The sequence below is a fragment of the Clostridium sp. 'deep sea' genome (assembly GCF_014931565.1).
Classification (GTDB): Bacteria; Bacillota; UBA994; order PWPR01; family PWPR01.
Genome location: NZ_CP063353.1, coordinates 3,208,599 through 3,229,947, shown reverse-complemented (window position 1 = coordinate 3,229,947; position 21,349 = coordinate 3,208,599). Strand labels below are relative to the sequence as shown.

Sequence of the window (21,349 nt, the reverse complement as noted above, 5' to 3'; positions counted from 1 at the left end):
TAAAGTAAGCGTTTTATGAGTTTCGGTTTGCTTTTAGGTAAACCTCTGGTGTAATGGTCTTTTTTGGTTATCGATGATTAAATTATTATTGTATTTGGAACTCTGTACTATACCGACGGTACGCATGCAATGCGTACCCTACACAAGGCCATTTTCATATGTATTATAATCTTTATACTATGTACCTTTAATAACATTGCTAGCACAAGATATTTTTTAACAATCTAGTAATTACTTTTGTTGATTTGTGTTTATGTAGTTCCAAATTTTTTGATATTGCAGGGGAGGCATTTTATGCATCCCGTTCTGTTTTAAGGTATTACTCTGGTAATAAGCTCGTATCTCTTTTGTAATAGCAGATTTAAAGAATTGAATTATTTTTGATATTTGTGACTTTGTACTGTCTACTGCTGAACGCATACAATGCGTTCCCTACACAAGATAAGTATCATATGTATATGGTTAGGCATTATTATATAGTTATCTATTTTTACACTGACATATAGTTTGTTTATTTTATTTATGTGTTTCTCTACAACCATTCCATACTCATTAAGTATTAAATTATTATCTGATACATCACTAAAAATACATTTATGGTTTTTAGTGCAGATTGTAATAAAATAATAGCCATTTCTATTATAATTATAATTGTTCAGTCTATTCTTTTTTCTTTTTGGTAATGTCATACTAATATACCCTTTAATAAAAGTTATTATTTTACAGTTAGTGATATTATATTGTTAAAATGTGGCTAATTAATTTCTTATTTAGAATTTCTTCACATCTTTAAATTATTAAAAATATGCTAAGGCGTTAGAAATTTTATTGTTATATTTTAAATCTCACCAAATAAATCCTATTTATAATTAGGTTATTTAATTCACTTTATTGATCCCAAAATTATCTTACTTGCTTAATAACAATGATAAAGCTTACACCATCTGTTCTGTTTTTTGCATATATATCTCCTTGCATATTTTTCATAACTTGTTTAGATATATATAGCCCTAGTCCATAACCTGGTTTATCACTTATATTAGACCCCCTATAATAGCTATTAAAAATATATTTTATTTCTGTTTTAGGTACAGGAGATCCAGTATTATAAATCTCTATTAATTGATGATTTTCTTCAGTACTATAACTAACTTTAATAGTTTCTAAGTCTCCATATTTTATGGCATTTTCAATAATGTTATCAAATACTTCCTGTAATCGTTCTAGGTCAACTATTAGCAATAAGTTCTCTTTTAGTTTAGGCTTAACGTAATCTATATGTAGTAAATCTGTTTTTTGTGTGATAATTTTATCTAATCTTTTATGTACTTCAAGCATGTATATTTCTTTTGTTTTTACTTCAATGTTTCTTATCTCCTTTGATGAGGTATTCAATAATTTATTTGTGAGTTTTTCTATTACTTCTGCTTTGTCCAGTATTATTTCCAAAGCTTTATTTCTGTCTTTCTTTTCTTCATAAATATTTTCTTTTAAGGCTATGGCATAATTCTTTATTGAAGATAAGGGTGTCTTAATATCATGGGATAAACCAGCTACTAATGTTTTTTGATTCTTTTCTAGCTCTGCATTTTTAACTCTTTCATATGATAGTTGTACTCTAAACATATCTAATCCCCATATAAAATCTTTTAGATACCTATTCTTGTATTGAAGATTTACCTCGCCTAAATAACCTCTTGCTAGTTGTTCTGTTATACCAGATATTTTTTTCATAGGCTCAATTATATTTTTATGAAGCATTAAAGTATAGATCATCAAGTATAGATATGCTCCAGTTATAACTAAAGAAAACCAAAGAACCTCAAGGTTATTACAGTTATGATCTTCAATATAATACTTGACTATATAATCTGTTCCTTCAATCGGTTTAAAAACTACTTTATTATCAATAGCTCCATCATAAAAAAATTTATTTATTTCATTATAAGTCTTATGCTGATAGTCAATGATTTCTACACTTACCAATGAATATAAATCTTCTTCTGTTAAATCATTAATGAATTTAATATTTTTTTCTAAGTCATCTGTTAAGTTTTGATGTATTCTGTTTATGGTTACTTTATTAATACCATCAATATTATCAGGAGCTCTCATAGTAAAAAAAATAACAATCAATAAAGCAATTAACCAAAGTAATGTTATAACTAAAAGTTTCCTTTTCATTAAACTCCCTCATAACGATATCCAACACCCCATACTGTCACAATAGATTTAGGATCTTTAGAATTCTTTTCAATCTTTTCTCTTAATTTATTAATATGAACTGTTAAGGTAGAAAACTCACTAAAACTGTCAGTTCCCCATACCATGTTAAAAAGTTTTTCTTTTTTTATAACACGCCCTTTGTTTTTAACCAATACTTTAAGTAGATTGTATTCCTTTGTAGTTAGTAAGAATCTCTCCCCTTTTAAAAACGCTTGCCTTGCATTTATATCAATAATCAAGTCTCCATCAACTAATTTGTCCATTTCTATATTCATCTCATATGCTCTCTTAAACTGAGATTTTACTCTAACAAAAAGTTCCTTAACCGAATATGGCTTTTCAATGTAATCATCAGCACCTAGCTCCAGACCGATAATTCTTGCATCCTCTCCTGTTTTAGCACTTATGATAATTATAGGGATATTGGACTTCTTTCTAACTTCTTCACAAATAGTTAATCCATCTACCCCTGGTAACATTATGTCTAATATAAGTAGTTTAACATTGTTTAGCATTAAGTAGTCTAGAGCTTCTTTACCATCGTTTATTACTTTTACTTCGTACCCCGCTTTTTTAAAATAATCTTTAGTAACTAAGGCTAATTCCTTCTCATCTTCAACTAATAATATTTGCTCCACTCTGTACCCCCTATTATTTACCAACCCATATCCAACAGCCATTGGGATATTTTGGACTCCCTATATTTACTATCATTCTTTTCCTTATCATACTTACCTAAAACACATTCATTTTCAATCTTACCATCTATCATATATAATACACGTTCTGTTTTTGATGCAACTTTTACATTATGAGTAACCAACATAACCGTTGTTCCACTTTCATTAATTCCATTAAGAATATCCATAATTTCCTCAGAAGATTTTGAATTTAATGCTCCTGTAGGTTCATCTCCAAAAACTATCTTTGGTTCATTTATTAAAGCTCTACAAATAGCTACTCTTTGTAATTGTCCTCCTGATGCTTGAGTAATATCATTATCAGCTAACTCAATAATAGCTGTTTTCTTCATTAATTCTATTGCATTATAATTAATTTCCTTCTTTTTCCGCTCTCTAGCCATATATGCTGATACTATTATATTATCAATTAAGCTTAAGTTTTTTAATAGATTATTTTGTTGAAATATGAATCCCATCTTATGCAATCGTAATTTAGATAGTTCTTTTTCTGATAAATCATCTATATTTTTACCATCAAAAACAACACTTCCTGATGTCATTTTATCCATTCCACTTATATTATATAGTAATGTAGATTTTCCTGAACCTGAGGGACCCATAATTGCTACAAATTCCCCTTCTTTTATCTCTAGATTAACATTTTTAAGTACATGCTTCTGTCTTTTATTAATCACATAGGTTTTACATAGATTTCTTACTTTTAATATATCACTCATTTTATCTCCTCCGTTATTCATGACTAATGTCAGACATCGAAATACGTTTTATATTACCAATACTAATAAGTGTTGTAATTGTTACAATAACCATTAAAATTATTGGAGTAAACACATAAGCTTCAAGCGGATTGATAACAAATTTTATGTTAGATGCACCTACAATAGAAAGTACCATGCTTAATATTCTTTCACCTAAGATGTTTGATACTATTGTTCCAATAATAACTCCTAAGTTTAAGACTATTAATGATCTAGTTATATATTGTATTTTAATATCATTTGAGGCTAGCCCTATAGCCCTCATAATAGCTATTTGAGCTGAGTCCTTGGCAATAAGCATTTTTAAAAATAGTGAAGTGATTAATATTGAAACAAGAATTGCTAACACAATAGCTAATACGGTTACTAATTTGAGTTGGTCAATCGTATTACCAAAGGTCTGTTGTAAATAACTCATTACGTCATTAATCTTTGCTTCAGGAAAAAGTTCTTTATATTCATTAATCTTTTCAATGATATCTCCGTCGAACTCAATGTTTATAATATACCATACTGCCTTATTGTGATTTGGAGTAATACTGGCCTTTGCTGTTTTGCCACCATTGGTTATGTCTTGATATATGCCACTAACAATCATGGTTTTATAGCTACCATTAACCATTAATTGAATTTCATCTCCTAATCCTTTTTTCAACTCTTTTGCACTTAAATGTGAAAGAGCAATTTCGTTATCTAGCTTAGGTGCTAATCCATGAGTATATTCTATTGGGAATACTGAAAAGTCTCCCGTTTCAACAGTTAAGCTCTCTTCATAACTATCCTTATTTAATACCTTATATTTACAGGTTATAAATGGTGCAAAATTCATAACCTCTGGGTCATTCTTAATATAATCAATCATTTCATTATATGTCTCAATTGTATTATCAGATTGACGTAGAAAAATTAACATATCACATTTTCCTAATCCCATATATTTAACAATATCAGGAGACTGAATCGTGTTAATAAAATTTAAAGGTACAATAATAACAGATGTACATACAATAAAAACAAAAAATAATAGCATATATAATTTAAATCGTTGAATAACATCCCTTAATCCTAAAAATATATTAGCATTAACAAACGAATACCTATATAGTGATAATCCTTTTTTACTTCTATAGGTCTCTCCTGTACTACCTATTCTAATGGCATCAATAGCTGATATTTTATCAAAGCGTCTAAGGATAATAATACAAATAATTATTACCATAGTAAAAATAATAAAGGTAGCTAATAATGGTAAAATTATCTTAAACAAAGACTTAGGTGCAGTTCCTATATATAACATTATATTTTTAGAAAAATGCTTATTAAGAAGTATCGATATAATAAAGCCTACTATAGATGCACTAAATGAAATAATGAAATACTTTGCTATGTAAATTCTCTTTATATCGTAGGGTCGTATTCCGATGGCTTTCATAACACCAATTTCACGATAATCTTCTTCTATTGTAGATAGAATTGTAAATCTTAAACATAAGAGGGCAATAATATTTAGCAATAAAGATATCAAAATTATTACTGCAGCTACTAGACCATCTGTTATACTGTTTGCAATTTTTATTAACTGATAATCAACAGCAGGTCCTTTTTGAGGAAGATTTGATGAACCATAATGATTTGCAAATTTGGATATCTTAGTTAAGTCATTTATCTTGAAGCTAATAATATATTCTATTTCACCAAATGCTTTTTTAAGGGTTTGAAAATCTGATTCACTAATAACAAACCTCTTAGAACTGAGAATTGAGGGATTCATTTGTACATCCCTAACAAAATCAGTTATAGTAAATGTTATTTCTGTATTTTTATCCTTTATATAAAGAGTATCTCCTATTTCTAAATCATATCTTTGCATATAAAATATTGGTACTGCAATTTCACCATTATTAACAGTTACCATCTTATTATCTAAATCTAATAAAAAATCGAAGTGTTCATTTTGAGTTACAAAAGCATTATCCATAACTGAATTATCCTGAGAATACTCTACTTGATTAAAAAAGATTTTTTTTCCTTCGATATTAATCATTTCACTAGTTTGATATACCTTAACCATAGGATTAGCTTTACTCCAACGATCAATAGCTTCTTGGTCGATTATACCTGAATGATACTGAGAAAAATGTGGAGCATCAGCCTTTCCCATGAAATAATCAAGGGAATTATTTAAATCTATAAACATGCTAGTTCCACAAGATATAAGAATAGCAGATAACATAATAAAAATAAAAATAGCTACAGTTATAACTTTGTTATTTAAAAAATCCTTATTGAGTATTTTAAGTATCATACATTCACCTCCTAGAATCATTTAATGTTAATACAATAACATTATAATTATTAAGAAATCCTTAAGTTATAAAAACTTTTTTAAAAACCAAAGTACTAGGTCAATATGATAGATATAAAAAACTGATTTTATTATACAATTTTTTAGCTTATCCATAATTAAGGAGTTATTGTCTTTGTACATAGATTTATAGCAGAAGCTAGATAAGCTAAAAAAGATTAAAGTTTAAAGGTTCTATCACAGTGTTTACATAAATATCTTGTTTATCTAATACCAGATATGTATTTAACCAGAGCTGTTTTTAATAGTTTTATTTTTGTAGATTTATATCCATGTTTTATTATTTCTTTTCCATAATTTATTCCACAGTGATAACAGTACTTGAGTTCATAACTCAGTTCTGAGGTTATGTCTTCTTAATTTTAAATAAAAAATAGTATGGATGCTTTTCACCCACACTATTTATTATAGAGCCTTTTAAATTGGAGATTATAAACCATTAATGATTAAACTCTAAACATTTTAAATAGCGACCTTGCCCTTCATAAAACATAGGTTCTTTCACAATAGCTCGTTTAACTAATTGCTCGTTAACTTCACCAAAGACTAAATGCCAAACTTCATTGGCAATATCCTCTCGTGTACATGAAAAATTCACTAATTGTGTATCACTTAAATTTTGATTCATATTTTGTACAAAATCCCCATAGGTTGTAACAATTTTACCCAGAAAAGGTTTAGAGATTGAAGCAATTGTTTTATGAATATTATCATAAACAGGAACAATAATCTGTGAATCTTTAACATAATTAAAAATCTCTAACAACTGCTCTGCATGGGGATTAATTGCTAACCCTTTACGCATTCTCTCAATTGCTTCATTAAGATGATCTGCCAAAGTACGAGGCTGCCAATGTGCTTCTTGGCATATTGCCTGAATGTTTGCAAATTGAGGTGGAATATTTCCAGCAACCATTCTTTGCCGAGCCCGATAAACATCTAAACGAGTTCCTGCACCACTGCCAAAAGAAACAAAGTGGCCACAACGGTTCCAAGAGCAAAGTAAGTTGACACTTTCCTCTGTTATTTTAGGGTGATCTTCATTACCAATAATTAAATAATCAAGACCATTATTATGTATTTTAGATGTAGTAACTATCTTTTCTTTTTCAAACTCATCAAAAATCTTACCATCTCATAAACCTGCACATATTGTAAAGTAGGCATGATGCTGTGGTGAAAATCGTGAATCCAAATGCCTAAGACCTTGGTAAATACTCTCTTTATGATTTTCAATAATACTAATAATTTTTGCAATTGTAGGTTTAAGTGCAAGCTGAATCTTTTCAAAATCATCAACTAAAAATAGCGGAAATGCTATTTGTAGTTTATCTTTTAGTATTAAAGCATCAACAGCAAGTAACTGATCCAATAACTCTTGATTCTTTATATCCTTACTATCCGCACCCTCTAATACCTGATTAATAATCTCATCAACCCCCTGCTGATTCATAACAACTCTGGGGTCAATTTTTAATTCTTTACTATAATCAATACAATCAAAAAAACCATACTGAAATTTTCTCATATTCTAATCTCCCTTATCTAACTAGTTGTGTGTAATGCAATAGATTGGGATGCTCTGCAGAAAACACTTAGTATTAAACTTCACTGAGCTTGTCTGCAAAGCTATGAGAATTTTTTTAGAAGATCTTCCTTTTTATAGTATGTAATTCGATAAGAATTTTCATATCTTTAAATGTAACTTGATAACTCTTAAATGCCTTAAAATTCTTAATTTTCATTTTTATTAGTTTTATATATTCTCCACTCCCAATGATTAATCATATTAAAAGGAACATTATTGTAAGTACTCAATTAAAACAAAAAAAAGAATCGACTATTTATAAAACGCCTTCATAAAGTCATCAAGTATCTTATACTTTCTTAAATTAATAAATTTTTCGTAATCTTTTGCATTTAATTTCTTATTGTGAATAAACTCCAACTTATTTCTTCTAGGATAATTATATTTATCCAACTCTTCAATACTATATCTCTTTAATACTCCATTGTGCACTTCCTCATACTCATAGTAAGTCTTATCTTTCTTCATCCTATTATCATACTCAGGGATAATAGTTATATTACAAGGTGATGATATTGGAATCTTTATATTTCTCTTGTTCTTAAGTTCTTCGAACCTTTTTTTAGGAATTATATGTTCAAAATCTTTCCCTGAATTATTGTACCTTACATCCCTATCTTTAAATATACAATTGTGGAATAACTTCACTTCCTTCGATATACTTGTCGTATCTTTAGAATTTTGCTCATTTATCCAACTCGATATAACATTCTTAAACTCACTCTTATCAATAGCATACAAATATCTTGAACTATTAATACTTGTATTATATACTTGTTCACTATCATCTATTACTAAATCATCCAGTTTAGTATCTCCTGATCCACTCCATGCTTTTCTATAAATATCATACACATAATGATTAGGTAAATACTTAGTAAACTTCTTTATTTTATCATTATTACTCTTAACCCTTTTTACACCAGTATTTGTTATCTTATACTGTAACCTATGATACGTAATTATGTATGACGCTAATTGCAATTCAGAATGACAAGCATAATTCTTCTTATACATTGAAATATATTGAATAAGTATCTCTTCAATCTTTTTTGCTGACTTAACTAAGGAATCCTTTAATTGATTAAAATCGAAGTTGCCACTCTGCATAGCGTCTGGCAACTTAACCATTTCCTTATTAGAAACATTATATACTCCAGCAAGCAGAGAAAACCCTAAGGAATCTACTAAATCATCGCTTTTAGATTTAAATATTCTTTTAGTTTTTTCACCTATCAGTTTTCCAATGGAATATGCATACTCAAATAAAGTTATCTCTTTATTTTCCTTAAACTCTACTGATGAAAAATTATGTATTTCAATTCCTGATTTACTCATTGAAGTTTCATACTTAGACAAAACCGCATCTAAAACATCATCATCAACATTCCTTAATATCACATCATTCCAGCTTGCAGAGAATACATCATATTTTGATAATGATGTTCCTGTAGAGTTAAGTAATTTAAATACATCAACAAGTTCTTTATCACTCCCAGTAAATATGATTGCTGGAATTTCATAGTTATCAATTGTAAAAATATTATTTACCTTATCAAGTAACTCGTATATTTTCTCATGTATTTTTTTCTCTGAGTCCCGGCATAAAATACTAGTTTTATTTATTAAATTATTAGTTATTATATTTGCTTTTTTATAAGTTTCAAGCTCGGAATTCTTCTTAATCCCTTCTATTATCAACTCTTTAGTAGTGTTTCTTATTGCTTTTTTACTTTTAGGTGAGTAATTATTATACAATTCTTCAGATACATCAGAAGATGTGAGTACATTAACAACATCATCATCGGATATTTCGGTTTCTTCTAGGTATTTATATGGATCTTTTTCAAAATCCTTAAATGTGGCTATTCTTTGTAAACCATCTACAATTAAATATTCTCCATCTCTCTTGGACAGCAACACCGTTCCCACTGGTAATCCTCTTTTGATTGTATTTATCAGTTTCAATTTTTTAGACTCTTGCCATACATAACTTCTTTGGTATTTTGGCAGACTTACTTTACTTTTTAACTTACTAAACTTAAAAACTGTTGTCTCATATTTATTCATTTTATACTCCTTAGTAACTAAAAAAATAATTTATTATAATTTTGTTAAATTCTATTACATCTATTAAATGTCCTTTATAATATTTTCAAAATTGGTTTAATATTAATATTTGTCGTTAACAAACATAATACTCCTTTACTTACTCTAATCTAATATAGGTTTGGTCTTTAGCTTATTTTTAATAATAATTAAAACTGAGCAAGAAACTTGGTTTTACTGTATATATTTTATCCTATATGGATTAAAAACAGTATTTAAATCATATACTAACCCCATAGATTCATAAAAATGTTCTCTATCAAGCACTAGCTTTTTTATAATCTGAGATGTACACGTAGTACAATACTACAATAGTATACTACTACACTTATATCTATTTACTATTTATTTCATTTTATAAAATGTAAAAACCTTAGTTAAAACTTAACTCAAGTTTTCTTGTATTTATTTTAACCAAGAAAAATTGGCAATATTTTAATAATCTATTAACCAGTAATGGTCTCAGAAATGTTTGTGTAATTCTAAGTTTGACGAATTTTTAATATCAGGATAGTAGCAAAATTTCGTTACTACTTTGTATATGTGAAGTATTATAAGTAAATTATGCTATATATAGTATATATAATTACTCTATATTACAATATCATTCTATCTAGTCAGTTCTCAAAATAATATACAATAATTATCATTTTAATACCCAATTACTATAATCTCAAAAGTCACTATCTCTTATCTACTACTATAATCTAAAAATCGTTTTTAACTCTATTAATTGAGGATCATTTTCTTCCATTAAATTAATAATTCCCTCTATGTCGAAATATGTTAATTCATCATCAATAAATTCGATGTAATTATTATATTCTTCAAGGATAGATGTTGCTAAATATCGTGGCAACCCAATATTCTGAAGTTCGATAATTCTTCTATTTGAAGTTCCATATTCAAGAAAGTCTCCCCAATTAGCTCCAGCATCATTTTCGCCATATTTTTCTCTAAGCAACAGATGATAATTAGAGAAGTAATTCTTTATTTTAAACCTAAGATTAGTTTCAATATCACGCATTAATTCATTGATAATCATGTTTATAATGTTCTTTTCTTTACCTGTAAATTTAAGTTTATCCGGTTGATCATAAAACTCCCCTACGTCTTTATAATAATCTATCACATTAGTTATCATTAAACTTAATGGGGTAGAATTCATCCAATCCTTCATCAATCTTGCGTAGTATTTAAGCCTAGTACGTTTTTTAACAAGTGGTGATCTTCCTTTAGATTCTTCTATACTCCAATTATAAATATCATAAAAATTATTAAGTATGTTTAGACATGCTTCATATGTAATCTCTTCTGGTAACTTGTGAAAAATAGTTTTGTCTCCATTATAAATATAATTTTGGTATTTGGCTTTAATCATAGATGATGTAGAAAGTACTCTTGTAGGCACTTGATTATTTTTTCTAAGGGTACTTAACACTTTCTTACCATCAGAAACTTTACTAACAAAATTAGTTTTTAACACAGATGGTTCATCATTTAGCTCATGAATAAACGCAATATTGGCATAATGATTCCATATTTCAACCTCATTAGCTGTAGGTTTTTTTTTTGTAAATTTCATTCCTTTCAGTGCATTCCCAACATTTTTATAGAAATTCTTTTGACCTTTAATTACTAAAGGCTTGATTGGTTCAATCGTTTTGTTCCTTACTATATCAAGGTCACCTTCAATATTTCCCCAATTACTTTGCTTAGTTGTTACTTTTGTGCAAATAATATTTCCTGATAACTCTTTTGTTAAGCGACCTGCTCTTCCAGCTAAATTCCAAAAATCTATATCCTTAAATTTAGACAGACCCAGATAATTACTTAAAATAAAAATATTTTTCGCAGGTAAGTTTACCCCTTCAAGGAGTGTTGATGTGCAAAAAATAAAGTCAATTACTTTATTTTTGAACAAGACTTCTATTTTTTCTCTAATTCTCTGAGGCAGTCGACCAAAATGGTATGCCACACCTTTTTTAAGACAATCTATCAAGTAATAATCCTTATGAACATGTACTTTGACTAGATTAATTAACTCATTAATTTGGCTATGATTTTTAATAGGTAAATCTCTTGAAAACTCAGAAGCATATCGTATAGTATCTTTCGTTGAATTGCAATATACAATACTCTTGCTGTCGCTACTCAATTTATACAACCAACTATTGAAACTATTTGTCTCATCAACAATGTCCATTTTCAAATCGTTTCCAAATTCAGAAAACATAGTAATCTCATTATTAATTAAATCTAAAAAGTAACGATTCTGTGATACAGGAGATTCATTCACTTGAGTAGCCTCTTCAGTACTCTTCTCAAACAATGACAAAAACACATCAACATTTGGCACATTTGGAGAAGAGAAAAAAAGTTTTACACTTTTCCTCTCAGCTTGTAAAATTGCATGATAGAATAGAGGGCCTCTTGAATCATTTATTGCAACAACTTTATGTGCTTCATCTATAAACATATAGTCAATTTTGGGATTATCTGAGTTCGAAAGATATGAAATCAACCTTTCTGGTGTGAATACAAACAAATATCTATTATTGGTGTTATCTAACAATTTAGGTATCACTGGATGAGATAATACTTTATACTTAATTTTAGCCTTATTTTGTGCTTCGAGTATCTCTAATTCCTGTTTCATTTTACTCGAAACTTGATTTATTAATGCACGGGTAGGAACAAGAATAGCAATATTTTCTCTAAATCCATGTTCATAAATCAAATATTTTATAAATGACTCCATAATGAATGATTTTCCAAGAGAAGTTGGTCCGGAAAAACTAAAGTGATTATTCTTCTTTAGTGACTCATATATATTGTATTGTGGATCCGTAAAAACATTTATACTATATGGATCCTTTTGAAATGTCTTCTTTATAATTTTCTCCATTTCAATCTCATTGCTAGTTTGTATATTTTTCCTACCTTTTGTAACTAAATCAAGGGCAGGAAAATTTCCTAACCTGACAAGAATCTCATTTGCATAACTAATATAATATTGATCATTTAAATAAGAACTATAAAGTAACGATAAAATTTTGTAGGATTTATTTCTATCTTCTGGCTCATCAGAAAATGACAAAATTTCTGAATATCTTAATAAGTCAAAATACTCTTTTTCATCATATCTAACATCTAAATTCAAACCAAAAAAATTACTAAAATTAATAATCTCCATTTTTCTATACAGTTCTATAAAATACTCATCTTTATTAACCTCTTTGGAGAAGTCTTTTAATATCCCCATTTATGTAATCTCCTCTAGTATCTTTTTTCTACTTGTATCTAAATCCGTGAAAGGTAAAACATAAAAATAAAAACTATGACCATATAAATCATGCTCTGCGATTTTGTCATTAATGTATTTAATTCGATCTGAAACATCTTTATCTATTATATTCTTGATCTTTTCACGAAAATCTTTATTTGATAATTTCCTATCCTCATTAGTTATCTCTATTTCATATCCAATAAAAATACCGAAAGCATCATCAACATCAAAATGCCTTGTCTTACTAGGATAGATAATTTTTCTCAGTAAATCTCTTTCTTCTTCTGTGAAAGTTTCCCTATCAATGTTTGAGTTGAGCAATGTTTTCTCATAGCTTATACCACTTTTTGATTTACCTCCTTTGCTACTTTCATCCTTAAACTCTTTTATAGATTTAAATGCTTGATAAAGCGAATCTCTTAAATTATTAACAGTTTTAGATTCACCAAAGATAAGCTGATAATTATTATCATCAACTTTGTACATATGAATTCCATCTGCACCATGAACATACATTTCTGTTGATGTTTTTAATTCTAATTTTGATAAGATTTTTGGTGCATCAAGATGTGTCTCTAAGAAGCAATATAAAAGCAATTCACCCAACTCACCATTATTATTAATATAATTTTTGAATTTCTCCTGAGCTATATGAACCAATTTTGCAGGTTTTTCATTATACAATTCTCTAGTTTTTCTGGAAACCGAATAATTTACTAATGGATCTCGTAGATTCTCAATAAGGGTTGGGTAGTCGAAGCTATTTGCATTTATGTTTAGCATAAACAAGTTTAACTTACTAGACTTATACTCATCAACATCTTTTTCCCACAAGTGAACAAAAGAATCTAAAAAATCTTTATCCCCTATGCTAAGTTTCATATTATTTTCTCCCTATAATGGAATATCTCAAACAATTAAGTTATTTTAATTATATTTCATATGTTATTATTTTACAATATTTCATATTGTTTTTACTTTGTATTAAGCATATAATTTTATTGTTAAAACACACCAGCGTTATCTAGTAAGTAAGATTTTATAAAGTTTCTAGCATGAATATCTTAAGTGTATCCTCAGGTTATTGAGTATTTATGTTATTCCTTGTCACTAACATCATGTTAAGAATTTCAAAAATGTCTGCTGTCAAGGCTGGTCGCTTTGCTCCAATTAAGAATTAATAATGAACAGGTCTAATTAAGAATTAACAATTAATAATGAATAATTGTCGTGGATTTGATTCTGAAATCTTTTTATTATGATAAAAAAGTTGAGCTAATTTTAGCTCAACTTTTTTTGTATATATTTTATCAATTGAATTTGAGGACTCAATTATCTTTTATTTCTACTTTTGCTCTACTTAGGGTAATGGTTTCAAAAATGTTCGCTGTCAAGGCACCATGAAAACTAATGGCTGAAGCTATACGAGTAGTATGCTGAAGTCAGTAGTTTTTATGGTAACGCCGAGAGCGTTCATTTTTGGAAGCATTACTCCCATTCTATTGTGGCAGGTGGCTTACTGGTTATATCATAACAAACCCGATTAACACCCTCTACTTCATTTACTATTCTGCTTGAGATTTTTGCTAATACATCGTAGGGGATTCTGGCCCAGTCGGCTGTCATGGCATCTGTTGAGGCTACGGCTCTTAATGCTACAAGGTGAGCATAGGTTCGTTCATCACCCATTACCCCTACTGTTCTTACACCTGGTAATACGGCAAAAGCTTGCCATATTTCATCATAAAGGCCTTCTTCTCTAATAACTTCTCTAAAGATGGCATCAGCATTTTGGAGTACTGTTATTTTTTCTTTGGTTATGTCACCCATTATTCTTATAGCTAGGCCTGGTCCGGGGAAGGGTTGTCTACCAACTATTGCCTCTGGTATACCTAGTTCTCTTCCTACCTCACGAACTTCGTCTTTAAACAGCTCCCGAAGTGGTTCTATTAAATCAAACTGGAGGTCTTCTGGTAATCCACCTACATTATGATGAGATTTAATTTTAGCAGCTGTTGCTGTACCACTTTCTATTACATCTGGATATATGGTACCCTGAACTAAAAAGTCTATTTCACCTAGCTTTTTAGATTCATCTTCGAATACTCTTATAAACTCTTCACCAATAATTTTACGTTTGCGCTCGGGATCTATTACTCCTGCAAGCTTGTTTAAAAATCTATCTACTTCATTGGCATATACAAGTTTTAAACCTAAATTTTTATCGAAGGTATCAATGACCTGCTCTGCTTCATTTTTTCTTAGTAAACCGTGATTAACAAAAACACATGTTAATTGATTACCAATGGCTTTATGCACTAATACAGCAGCAACAGAAGAATCAACTCCACCACTTAAAGCACACACAACCTTTTTGTCGCCAACTTTTTCTCTTATTTTTTGCACTTGAGTGTCAATAAAGCTATCCATTCGCCAATCACCTTTTAGGTTAGCTACATTAAATAAAAAGTTAGCTATAAACTGACTACCTTGCTCAGTATGCTGTACCTCGGGATGAAATTGCACTCCATAAAAAGGTTTATTTAGATGTTTCATAACTGCAAATGGGGTATTACCTGTATGTGCAATACATTCAAAACCATTACCCAATTTTTTAATGCTATCACCATGACTCATCCATGACATATTGCCATTATTAATATCTTCGAATAATACGTCTTTTTTATCTATTTGTAAGGCAGCCATACCATACTCTCTTTTACTTGAGCGAGCTACCTCTCCGCCAAACTCATGAGTCATTAACTGCATACCATAACAAATACCTAATACAGGTATTCCTAATTCAAATACAGCCATATCAATTCTTGGAGCACTCTCAGCATAAATGCTGTTTGGACCACCTGAGAATATGATTGCTTTAGGGTTTTTTGCTTTAATTTCATTTAAGGTAATAAAGTAAGGAACTATTTCACAATAAACGTGTTGCTCTCTCACTCTACGGGCAATTAACTTTGCTGTTTGTCCGCCAAAATCATATATTAATACTAGTTCTGCACTCATTTTATTCACCCCTATGTCAACATTGCCGTAATTATATCAGAAGAGAAAAAAAAGTCAATAAAATCGAACAATATTTAATATATATAATTTATTATTCGTATATAATACAATACAGACGGAAAAGGTAAGATAAATGATTTCTTGTAGGAGCTAGATCAACAAGAAATCTTTTTACAATAAATGTAAATTTACCTTTACTACTTTAATAATAGTGGCAATACAGCTAATTAAAATTTAGCTCAATTAAAGTAGTTTTACTTTTCCGTCTGATATTAAGTTTATACTAACACACATATTTAATTTTGTGTAAATTATTTAATAATTGGTCATTATAACTAGTTAATTGGTTGAAGATGGACAATGTTCACTATTATAAGAATAGATTATATATGATATAATTTATGTCGAATTAAGTCTGTACAATATAATTATCTAAAATGTTTATTATTATAAGCTATTCTTTGTTTTGCTTATTTATTTTAAGGGCTATGCATAGCAGTTAATTATTTCTATAATATAAATATTTTCTTTTATATTTTTTTATTCATTAAAAAAAGCACTCAGATTTTTCTGTGTGCTTTTTAGGTATATCTATATATGATTAATAGAAGTTCTTGTTATTATTTCATTCTGCAAATCTGTTCCTAAATCTACAAAATAATCGCTATAACCTGCTACCCTAACTAGTAAATCTCTGTATTGCTCAGGGTGTTTTTGAGCTTCGATGAGTATTTCTTTGTCAACAACATTAAATTGAATATGATGAGCACCCATTCTAAAATACGAACGTATTAGCTTTGTTAGTTTATTAATGCCCTCTTCATCTTTAACGATAGCTGGCATAAGGCTCATATTTAGCAAGGTTCCACCAGTTCGTACATGATCCATTTTTCCTGCAGATTTTATCACAGCTGTTGGTCCATTTCTATCTGCTCCTTGTACTGGTGAAATACCTTCAGACAGTGGTTTCCCGGCTAATCTACCATCTGGCAAGGCACCTATTACTGAACCAAAATATATATGACAAGTTGTTGGCAACATGTCTATATGGTACTCTCCACCTTTAGTGTTTAACCTACCCTCAACCTCTTGATAAAAAGCCTCAAAAACATCTCTCATTATATCATCGGCATATGCGTTGTCGTTACCATATTTAGGGGTTCGATTTAAGAGCATTTGCCTTATTGGCTCATTGTTTGCAAAGTTGTTGTGTAATAAAGCTGTTAGCTTGGGTAAATCAATAGTTTTGTTATCAAAGACATGAGTCTTAATGGCAGATAAACTATCGGTAATTGAACCAATGCCCACACCTTGAATAAAGGTTGTATTGTATCTTGGACCACCATCATTGTAGTCTTTTCCTTTTTTTATACAGTCATCCATAATTACAGACATAAAAGTAGCAGGATAAAGAGTAGCAAACATTTGCTCAATATACTGATTTCCACGAACTTTTATTTCAACTATATGATGTAATTGTTTTTTAAATGCCTCGAAAAACTCAGCATAGCTTTTAAAGCTACTTAATTCTCCAGTTTTAATTCCTAGTTGTTTTTTTGATTGGGGGTCATAACCATTGTTTAAAGTTAGTTCTAACACCTTAGGTATATTTAAATAACCCGTTAGTACATAGGCCTCTTTTCCAAAACAACCTGTTTCAACGCAGCCACTCACTCCACCTGTACGGGCATCTTCAATAGATTTACCCATTCTAACCATTTCTTCAACAACAGTATCGGCATTAAATACTGATGGATATCCATAACCATTACGTATAACTCGACAGGCCGCTTTTATAAAAAAGTCACTATTATGCCTACTTACTTGTATATTGGTGCCAGGCTGTAGTAAGTGAATATCCTCTATAACCTCTAACAGTAAAAATGATACTTCATTAACTCCATCTCTTCCATCTTTATTAATACCGCCAATATTAATATTAGTGAAGTCATTATAAGTGCCACTTTCTTGAGCTGTTACTCCTACTTTAGGAGGTGCTGGATGGTTATTAAATTTAATAAAAAAGCACTCTATTAACTCTTTAGCCTGATCACGAGTTAGGCTATTAGCTTGTAATTCATTGTTATAAAATGGATAAAGATGCTGATCTAAATGACCAGGACTAAAGGCATCCCAACCGTTAAGCTCTGTAATACAGCCCAAATGAATAAACCAGTACATTTGTAACGCCTCCCAAAGATTACGTGGGGCATTTGCTGGTACATGGCTGCAAACCTCAGCTATTCTTAATAGCTCTTGTTTGCGCTCTTCATTCTCTTCATTTTCAGCCATTCTTTTAGCAAGCTCTGCATGACGCTGAGCAAACCTAATTGTAGCATCACAAGAGATATGCATAGCCTTTAATTGATGCAACTTTTTAGTTGCTTGGGGATCATCGTAAAAATCTAAATTTGCTATTGATTGTTTGATGTCTTTTTTAAAATCTATTAGCCCTTTGTTATAAATCTTACCATCCATAGCCGTATGACCAGGGGCACGTTGCTCCATAAACTCTGTAAACATACCTGCAGCATAACAGTCTTGCCAGCTTTGTGATAAATCTACAAAAAGTTTATCGCGCATAGATCTGCCTCGCCAATAAGGAATAACTTTATCTTTATATATTTTTATAACTTTGTTAGTAACAATATAAGGTGTTTTATCTCTATTATTTAGTATTTTTAGGTCTTCTATACTGTGGCAAGTAAGCTCTGGGTAAGTTGATACTGCTTTAGGGGATGAACCCCGCTCCCCTACAATGAGTTCATCTTCACCTATATAAATTGTTTTATTATCACATAAGTAGTAATAGGCCATTGCTCTCATCACAGGAATTGGATATTTCCCATCATTCTTAACATAAAAATCAGTCATTAAGGCTGCTCTTTCAGCACATATTGTTGGCTTAGCATTGTAACTTTGCTGGCGTAATTTTTTTACTCTGTCATTCATTCTTTAACCTCCTATTATTACATTAAGACCATAACTCTCTAAAGTGTTTTTGATAGATTTCATATATTCTTCGCTGGGTTCATTAAGGTGTTTGAGCTTATACTGCATAGAAAAACGTGAGTGTTTATCCTCAGCTAATGTATGATATGGCAAAATATTAACATTAAAAAGTCCTATAGTAGCTAGATAGCTACCAAGAGCTTTTATATTTTCTAACTGATCATTATAGGTTGGAATAATTGGCACCCTAACCTTTATACTGCTTCCTAAAGATACTAATGTCTTTAGATTATTTAGGATTATTTTATTTGAAACACCTGTTAAGTGTTTGTGTTTATCTTCGTTTAAATGTTTAATATCATAAAGCCATAAATCTGTATAATTAGCAACTTCTTTAATTATATTCGTATCACAATAACCCGATGTATCAACTGCTGTATGTATTTCATTATGTTTACATAACTTTAGTATGTTTATTAAAAACTCATGCTGAGATAACGGCTCTCCTCCCGAAAAGGTAACTCCCCCACCTGATTCTTCATAAAATAGTCGATCCTTAATTATTTCCTCATACAGGTACTGTACAGTCATTTCTTTGCCTACCATTTGCAAAGCCTCAGTAGGACAGATTTTAGCACAGGCTCCACAAAAATGACAATCATTAGGATACTCACAAATTGTAATACAACGATTACACTGGATGCATTTATGAGGATATTTAATTAAATTTATTTTATAGGATTGACTCTCGGGGTTATGGCACCACCAACATTGCAGTGGACATCCTTTAAAGAAAACCGTAGTTCTTATACCAGGACCATCATTAAGTGAATAACGTTGAATATTAAATACTGTGGCTTTAGTCATATGATATCTCCATATTTTATTATGAATATCTATAATTATATCACTTAAAACTTGATTATTAGTCTATTATAATAAAGAACTGAGATAATGTTAAAATTAAGTGTATTTAGGCTAAAAATATAAGTCAATGATATAATAACTTTGAAAATTACAATATAATTAAAAAAATCTCAAAACACATTAAGATATGCTTTGAGATTTTTCTTTTATAAAATTAATATGGCAGCGTCCTACTCTCCCAGGCCGTCACCAGCCAAGTACCATCGGCGCTAAAGGGCTTAACTTCTGTGTTCGGTAAGGGTACAGGTGTATCCCCTCTGCCATCGCCACCATAAAATTAACTTATTTAGACTCATTCTATTATACTGATATTTAAGAAAAAAGCAAGCGTTAATTTTTTAGTATTAATAGTACTATCGACATAAGTTATATTATGCTATTATTGTATTATTATTATAGAGATAGGGTGTAATTTATGACTGCTATTGCGATTGGTGTTTTATTTGGTTTTACATGTTATTGTACATTTAATATTGCAGTTAAAATAAAGAAAAATGAAGATGTAAGTAACGATGTTATAACTGCAAGTATACTATGGGGAATAGTACTTGCAGTCATCTTAAGTTATTTTATTTAGGTAAATAATTACTATTAAAAGTAACTGTACAGTATAATTGTATTATTAATTTCTTTTCATGAGTTTTTTCCTACATACTAATAAAACATAGTAAATAAAAACCCTAGAAATATTATCTAGGGTTTTTGATAGTTAAGTTTATGATTAAAACTAAATAGTTTATGAGGAACATTAAAAATAAGGTATTTGGATTGTTATTACTCTAATATGGTCCGGTAGTACTATACTCTACAAAATTATCTATTGTTTCTGGTTTCCATATATAGTGATATGAATACCATGATTCAATTATAGTATTAGAATTGATATGAATATCATGTCGTATTTTAATTAAGTATTTACTCTCATGAGATATCGCTACTAAACGTGCCCACGGTGTTGGGTTAACATATTTAGTTACCCCAACTTCATTAGTCCATTGATAAGATGTTGTCACTCCAAATGATAACTTTATAATGCCGAGAAAACTTGCTGTTGCAGTTTTTGTAATTGAAATACCTTTAGACTTGGAGTTGCTTACATAAAAAGATCCCCCATCAGGAAACTGCTGCCAATTATGTAAGACCCCTAAGTTTACTTCTCGTGTATCCCCTGTATATTCTTTACTCTCAACCGTTGTTACTTCATATGGGTCATGTATTTGCTCCTGTGCTAATGCTACTTTATTAGTAAATCCTAACGAGCAAATCATAATAAAAGCTAATAGAAAACAATATATCCTTTTACTTTTCAATTTATTACATTCCCTTATACTTTTTATCCAAATACCTTATGTTATATTATAACATATTATAGCTATTTATGTATTTATGTTTAAAAATATTATTTAATTT

The 21,349-nt window shown here is 29.6% G+C and carries 15 protein-coding genes and 1 rRNA gene; 1 reads left to right on the top strand and 15 read right to left on the bottom strand.

Going from position 1 to position 21,349, the window contains the following annotated elements; translation table 11 throughout:
- Positions 1 to 404: 404 nt before the first annotated feature.
- From IMX26_RS15045 to rrf, 14 genes are all read right to left on the bottom strand, one after another.
- Positions 405 to 689 carry a transposase gene (locus IMX26_RS15045; RefSeq protein ID WP_195159176.1) on the bottom strand — a complete coding sequence of 95 codons (285 nt, stop codon included), beginning with the start codon at positions 687 to 689 and terminating at the stop codon, positions 405 to 407.
- Positions 690 to 903: 214 nt separating this feature from the next.
- Positions 904 to 2,184: a HAMP domain-containing sensor histidine kinase gene (locus tag IMX26_RS15040; RefSeq protein ID WP_195159175.1), complete on the bottom strand. Its 1,281-nt coding sequence runs from the start codon at positions 2,182 to 2,184 to the stop codon at positions 904 to 906.
- Positions 2,184 to 2,864 (bottom strand): response regulator transcription factor, encoded by a 681-nt coding sequence (locus IMX26_RS15035; protein WP_195159174.1) that lies wholly within the window; start codon positions 2,862 to 2,864, stop codon positions 2,184 to 2,186. Before IMX26_RS15035 ends, IMX26_RS15040 begins: the two co-directional genes overlap by 1 nt.
- A gap of 17 nt (positions 2,865 to 2,881) precedes the next feature.
- Positions 2,882 to 3,646 carry an ABC transporter ATP-binding protein gene (locus IMX26_RS15030; RefSeq protein ID WP_195159173.1) on the bottom strand — a complete coding sequence of 255 codons (765 nt, stop codon included), beginning with the start codon at positions 3,644 to 3,646 and terminating at the stop codon, positions 2,882 to 2,884.
- A gap of 13 nt (positions 3,647 to 3,659) precedes the next feature.
- Positions 3,660 to 5,993: an FtsX-like permease family protein gene (locus IMX26_RS15025; RefSeq protein WP_195159172.1), complete on the bottom strand. Its 2,334-nt coding sequence runs from the start codon at positions 5,991 to 5,993 to the stop codon at positions 3,660 to 3,662.
- Positions 5,994 to 6,492: 499 nt separating this feature from the next.
- Positions 6,493 to 6,969, bottom strand: coding sequence for a hypothetical protein (locus IMX26_RS15020; protein ID WP_195159171.1), 477 nt, complete (start codon positions 6,967 to 6,969; stop codon positions 6,493 to 6,495).
- Positions 6,970 to 7,188: 219 nt separating this feature from the next.
- Complete coding sequence (locus tag IMX26_RS15015; RefSeq protein ID WP_195159170.1) at positions 7,189 to 7,581, bottom strand: hypothetical protein; 393 nt, start codon at positions 7,579 to 7,581, stop codon at positions 7,189 to 7,191.
- A gap of 312 nt (positions 7,582 to 7,893) precedes the next feature.
- Entirely contained in the window at positions 7,894 to 9,711 is a 1,818-nt protein-coding gene (locus IMX26_RS15010; protein ID WP_195159169.1) for a DUF262 domain-containing protein, read from the bottom strand.
- A gap of 739 nt (positions 9,712 to 10,450) precedes the next feature.
- The gene (locus tag IMX26_RS15005) at positions 10,451 to 13,015 is read right to left on the bottom strand and encodes a DEAD/DEAH box helicase (protein ID WP_195159168.1); all 2,565 of its coding nucleotides are present in this window, start codon (positions 13,013 to 13,015) and stop codon (positions 10,451 to 10,453) included.
- Entirely contained in the window at positions 13,016 to 13,921 is a 906-nt protein-coding gene (locus IMX26_RS15000; protein ID WP_195159167.1) for a DUF1837 domain-containing protein, read from the bottom strand.
- A 606-nt stretch (positions 13,922 to 14,527) separates the two neighbouring features.
- Complete coding sequence (gene guaA, locus IMX26_RS14995) at positions 14,528 to 16,060, bottom strand: glutamine-hydrolyzing GMP synthase (protein ID WP_195159166.1); 1,533 nt, start codon at positions 16,058 to 16,060, stop codon at positions 14,528 to 14,530.
- Positions 16,061 to 16,651: 591 nt separating this feature from the next.
- Positions 16,652 to 19,012: a trans-4-hydroxy-L-proline dehydratase gene (gene hypD, locus IMX26_RS14990; protein WP_195159165.1), complete on the bottom strand. Its 2,361-nt coding sequence runs from the start codon at positions 19,010 to 19,012 to the stop codon at positions 16,652 to 16,654.
- Between the two features lie 3 nt (positions 19,013 to 19,015).
- On the bottom strand, positions 19,016 to 19,879 hold the full coding sequence (locus IMX26_RS14985; protein ID WP_195159164.1) for a glycyl-radical enzyme activating protein: 864 nt from the start codon (positions 19,877 to 19,879) through the stop codon (positions 19,016 to 19,018).
- Between the two features lie 217 nt (positions 19,880 to 20,096).
- A 5S ribosomal RNA gene (gene rrf, locus IMX26_RS14980) occupies positions 20,097 to 20,213 on the bottom strand.
- 141 nt (positions 20,214 to 20,354) lie between these two features.
- On the opposite strand from rrf, the gene IMX26_RS14975 reads away from it, so the two are divergent.
- Positions 20,355 to 20,516: a hypothetical protein gene (locus IMX26_RS14975; RefSeq protein WP_195159163.1), complete on the top strand. Its 162-nt coding sequence runs from the start codon at positions 20,355 to 20,357 to the stop codon at positions 20,514 to 20,516.
- Positions 20,517 to 20,718: 202 nt separating this feature from the next.
- Here the strand turns inward: IMX26_RS14975 and IMX26_RS14970 are convergent, their stop codons facing one another.
- Positions 20,719 to 21,207, bottom strand: a complete 489-nt coding sequence (locus IMX26_RS14970; RefSeq protein ID WP_195159162.1) for a hypothetical protein — start codon at positions 21,205 to 21,207, stop codon at positions 20,719 to 20,721.
- Positions 21,208 to 21,349 lie beyond the last annotated feature (142 nt).